The organism is Desulfobaculum sp., assembly GCF_054921475.1.
Map to the genome: position 1 here is coordinate 1 of NZ_JBUDSW010000243.1, position 5335 is coordinate 5335.

Genomic DNA, 5335 nt, shown 5'->3' on the forward strand with positions numbered 1-5335 from the left:
AAGGATTTCATCCTTAACAATCCTGTGATGGGGGACGGGTGTGTCGTGAACGGTTCGCCGCCACAGGCGCCCGGCGTCAGCCGGGGGGTGGCCTGTGGCGGGCGGGGCGCGTTAGCGGATGCTCTGGATGAGCGATTCCAGCCGTTTGGCCTGCGTTTCGAGGGAGGCGATGGTTTCCAGCGCGTTGCCGGATTCCGTGGCCGTGGTGCGCGATATGGAACTGATGTCCTCAACCGCGCGGCGTATTTCCTCGCTGGCGGCGGACTGTTCGTCCCCCGCTGCGGCGATGGTGTGGATTTGGTCCGCCGTTCCGGCCACCAGCTCCACAATTTCCTGCAGGGCGCGGCCGGATTCTTCGGCTAGGGCTGTGGAGCGGGTGACGGCGTCCTCGGCCTTTGCCGTGGCTTCGCGGCTGGAGGCTGCGCTGGATTGGATGCTGGAAATGGACTGCGCCACATCGCGGGTGGCGAGCATGGTCTTTTCCGCCAGCTTGCGGACTTCGTCAGCGACCACGGCAAAGCCGCGTCCCGCTTCGCCCGCGCGGGCGGCTTCAATGGCCGCGTTGAGGGCGAGGAGGTTGGTCTGGTCCGCAATGTCCTCGATAACGGTCATAATTTTTCCGATGCCCTCGGCGCTGACCGACAGTTCGTCCATGGCCGCGCCAATGGCCTTGGTGCGTTCGTGCACCTCGCCAATGGCGGTGACGGCCTCCTCCACAATGGCGTTGCCGCCTTCGGCCTTTTCCCGCGCAATGGTGGCGCTGTGCGCCGCGTCCGAGGCATTCTGCGCGACATCCAGCGTGGTGGCGGACATCTGCTGGACGCTGGCCGCTGTGGATTCGGTGCGCCTGCTTTGGGTCATCGCGCCCTGCTCCATGCTTTGGCTGCGTCCGTGCAATTCCGTTGCGGCTTCGGACACCTGCGAGGCAATGCCCGCAGCCTGCTGGGCCACGCGTTCCAGACTTTGCGTGTGTTCCTGAATGCGCTGTTCCTGCTCGCGGATGTGCGTCAGGTCGTAGTACATGGCAAAGGCTCCGAGGATGTCGCCATCAAGGTCATATATCGGCGTTGCGCTGATGCTCACCTGTTTGGCTCCGCTGTGCGTGGCAAGGGCCTGCTCCTCGGCAAGGGGCACGCGCTGGGCCAGGGCGCGAAGAGGAAGCGCCGCGTCAGCGTCTCCGCCGGGCAGCACCTGCTCCAGCGGCTGGCCGGTCAGGGCCTCTGGCTCCTGCGTGCTGCCAAGCAGTGTCAGCGCGTGGGTGTTGATGAAGGCAAGACGTCCCTGCGGGTCCAGAACAAGGCAGGGCTGGGCAATGCCGCTGAGCACGCCCTGTGCAAAACCAAGGCGTTCCTTTACCGTATTGAACATCTGGCGCACTCCGCTGGCCAGTTGGAGCATCTCGGCCTTGAACGTGCCCTCCAGCGTGCAGGAGAAGTCCCCTGCCGCAGTCTGGCGCAGGAAGGCCGTCACGGCGTCGAGGGGGCGGGTAATTTCCCGGCGGACAAAGAGAATGGTCAGCGCAAGGATGATGCATCCTGTCACCGCGCCAAGCAGCAGCGCGGCGCGCCACAGGCGGCGGACCGGAGCAAAGGCCTCTGCGGTGTCAACCTCGGCCAAAAGCGCCCAGCTGAGGCCATGCACCTGCACCGGCGCATAGGCGGACAGTGTTTCCACACCGCCATAGTCCGTTATAATGCGGGTGTCGGCCTCTCCGGCGAGGGCGGCGGTGGCGGCCTTGGTGGTGATGCGCGCTTCATCCGGCGCGGCGTACACCGTCCCCAGGTCCATGGGCGTCGTCGCGTTTTGCAGCGAGTCCGACCGCAGCAGGCCATCCGGGCCAACGATGTAGGTTTCTCCGGTGTCGCCCATGCCCGCGCGCCCGTTCATGATGGAACTTAGGCGGTCCACAGGCAGACGCAGGGCGGCCACGCCCTCCACCGCACCGGTATGGTCCAGCACGGGCGAGGCCACAAACATGGCCGGAGCGCCATCCAGCGCCGGGTAGGCGGCCATATCCGCAAAGGTGGTCTGGCCCTCAAGGGCGCGCTTCCACGCCGCGGCGAGGTTGGAGTCCTGCAGCAGCGCCCCCTTGGCGAGGTCTTCACCAAGGTCGCGCCCGCCCTGCACGGTGTAGAGGATGCGGCCATCGTCGCCGATGAGGTAGGCGTCAGCGTAGCCCAGCTTCTTCACGAAGGGCGTAAACGCGCGCGACACATAGGCGGCCAGCTCCGTGTACTCCGCGGCGGTGATGTCCATGCGTTCACCGGCTTTGGCCTCGCCCCATGCGTAGTCGCGCAGCATGCCAAGGGCGTTGTACACATCCTTGGACGTGGCATAGATGCGCGCCTCGTCATGCCATGTGCCAAGCAGTTCGGTGACGGTTCGCTTGCGTGCGTCGCGCACCGAGGTCAATTGATTGAAGGCGGCGTCGGACAGGCTGTCCGTTGCCAGCTTGACGCTGTAAAAGCCCATGAGCGCCGTCGGCAGCAGGCCGACCAGCAGGCAAAACAGCACCAGCTTGGATTTTACACTCATATTCTCCCCCCAAGGTCATTGGAATGCCAGACTGGCAGCAGGAGCTATGGCGTAATACTGTGTGTAACGTATGGCTTTTCTGTGACGTTTCGGTAACATGGGAGGTGACGCGGCGCGACAAACAGCCAAACAGACCCGTAACGTCCGCTCTTCGCCTTGCCCTGCTCCATATTTTGCTGGGTTGTGGATGATGACAAATTGGCGACGAGTGGGTAGTCCTGTGCCAGAGGCGGCTTGACGCCGCGAATATGCAGTATAAGAAGGAGCCCCATGGCTAAACCGAAACCGCTTTCCAGCACCAGACTCCGGGCCGTCATGCCCCCGGAAAAGATCGCCTACGCCGACAGCCGAGAGATTCCGCAGTCCGCAGCCATCAAGCCGCCCCAGCCCCGTGCGCTCATGGGCCTTGAGATGGGCCTCGCCATCAGCGACCCCGGCTACAACGTCTATGTGGCCGGTGACCCGAACCTTGGCCGGACCTACATGGTCCGCCAGTTTCTGGAGCCGCGCGCGGCAAAGAAGGACCGCCCGACGGACCTCGTCTACGTCTACAATTTTCAGGATCCTGACCGGCCGCGCATCATGCGCCTGCCCGCAGGCGGCGGCAAGACGTTCAAAAAAGCCCTCGACGCCGCCATCACGGACATCCGCCGCGAAATCCCCGAGCGCTTGGAGCAGGACTCCTTCGCCCGCAAGAGCGAGACGCTGCTGCGCTCCTTTCAGGACCGGCGCGAAGAGATGGTCCGTGAAATGGAAAAACGGGCATCCGCCAAGGGTTTTGAGTTGGAGGTGGACGAGCAGGGCGGCATGAGCCTCTATCCCCTCGTGGAAGGCAAAGTCGTGTCCGAAATCGACTTCGACAAGCTCGACGTGGGCCTGCGCACCAAGCTCAAGAAGAGCGGCGACACCCTGCTGGCGGAGATGACCAAGAGCCTGCGCCAGCTTACCCGCGAAGAACGCGACTACCGCGAGGACCGGCGCAAGCTGGAACGCAGCGTCGTGGACGCCGTTCTGGACGTGCACCTGAAGCCCCTCGCCGACGGCTACGAAGACAGCGACGACGTCTCCGGCTACCTCAAGGCCCTGCGCGCCGATATTCTCGACAACATGGACCAGTTCCTGCCCGCGGACAGCGCGCCTGTCTCCGGCATGCAGGCGCTCTTTGACGGTGGCTCGCAGGTGGACTTTTTTGTGCGCTACACCGTCAACCGCTTCGTGGACAACTGCGACTGTTCCGGTGCGCCCATTATTTTCGAGAACCATCCCACCGTAGCCAATCTGCTTGGCAGCATTGAGCGGGAATCCGAAATGGGCGCGCTGTACACAGACTTTACCCTCATCAAGGCCGGCGCTCTGCACCGCGCCAACGGGGGCTTTCTTGTCCTGCGCATGGAAGACCTGCTGCAGGAGCCGCAGGCGTGGGACGGTTTGCTCCGCGCCCTGCGCGCAGGCGTCAGCAAGATAGAGGACGCGCAGGAACGCGAAGCCATGCGCACCAAGGGCATTGAGCCAAAGCCCGTGCCCCTGTCCGTGAAGGTTATCCTCATCGGTACCGACGACATTTACGAGACCCTCTATGCCGTGGACGACCGCTTCCCCAAGCTCTTCAAGCTCAAGGCGCACATGCAGGACACCGTTCCCCGCAGCGCCAGCTCCATCAAGGGCTATCTGGGCGTCATGGCGCGCATCATCCGCGACGCCGACCTTGCGCCCTTTGACCGCACCGCCCTTGCCGCCCTTGTGGATCATGCCTCGCGCATGGCTGAGGACCAGAAGAAGCTGTCCCTGCAACTCCCCCTCGTGCGTGAGCTGATGATTGAGGCCTCGGCCCTTGCCCGTATGGAGAAGCGCGAGGTTGTCACCAGCGACATCTTCGAGCGCGCCGCCCGCAACCGCGACTTCCGCGCCAACTACTACGAGGAAGAATTCCTCGGCGAGTACGACCGTCAGCTCATCAAGGTCGCCACCACCGGCGACGCCGTGGGCCGCGCCAACGGGCTCGCCGTGACCGCCTACGGCGGCTACGAATTCGGTCTGCCGCATCAGATTTCCTGCACCGTTGGTGTGGGGCACGGCGGCATTCTCGACCTGGAGCGCGAAGCCGAACTCGGCGGCCCCATCCACACCAAGGGCATGATGATTCTCAAGAGCTACCTCACCGGGCTGTTTGCGCAGGACAAGCCCCTCGTCCTCACCGGCAGCCTCTGCTTTGAGCAGTCCTACGTCGAGGTCGAAGGCGACTCCGCGTCCGGCGCCGAGCTGGCCTCGCTCCTCTCCGCGCTCTCCGGCGCGCCCATCAACCACTCCTACGCCTTCACCGGCGCTGTCAGCCAGTCCGGAGCCATCATGGCCGTCGGCGGCGTGACCCGCAAAATCGAAGGCTTCTTTCAGGTCTGCAAGCGTCGCGGCCTGACCGGCAAGCAAGGCGTCATCGTCCCCAAGGACAACGTTGTGCATCTCATGCTCGGCACCGAAGTCGTCGAAGCCGTCAAGGCTGGCATGTTCCACATCTACCCCGTGGAGACCATTGAGCAGGCCATGGAGATTCTCACAGGCCTGCCCGCAGGCAAGCGCCGCCCCTCCGGCAAGTTCCCCACCGGCACCCTCTATCGCCGCGTGGACGACCGCCTCGCCGAACTCGCCGAGCTTGCCGCCAAGAACCAGTGCGACGAATAGCCGCACCGTAAGGCGTCTCGCCATTGTGATGTCGTAACGCGCCGCTCCCAGAAATGGGGGCGGCGCTTTTTTGTGCTCCGCAGGCCAAAGGGCCGTGGGCCCTTTGGAATCCCATGTGCGCACA

2 protein-coding genes are annotated in these 5335 nt (G+C 64.0%); one reads left to right on the forward strand and one right to left on the reverse strand.

Features of this window, described 5'->3' with window-relative positions:
* Positions 1–111: 111 nt before the first annotated feature.
* A complete protein-coding gene (locus ACY69P_RS13650; protein ID WP_462327870.1) occupies positions 112–2535 on the reverse strand; it encodes a methyl-accepting chemotaxis protein in 2424 nt (807 codons plus the stop codon).
* A 270-nt stretch (positions 2536–2805) separates the two neighbouring features.
* On the opposite strand from ACY69P_RS13650, the gene ACY69P_RS13655 reads away from it, so the two are divergent.
* The gene (locus ACY69P_RS13655) at positions 2806–5211 is read left to right on the forward strand and encodes a Lon protease family protein (RefSeq protein ID WP_459900347.1); all 2406 of its coding nucleotides are present in this window, start codon (positions 2806–2808) and stop codon (positions 5209–5211) included.
* Positions 5212–5335 lie beyond the last annotated feature (124 nt).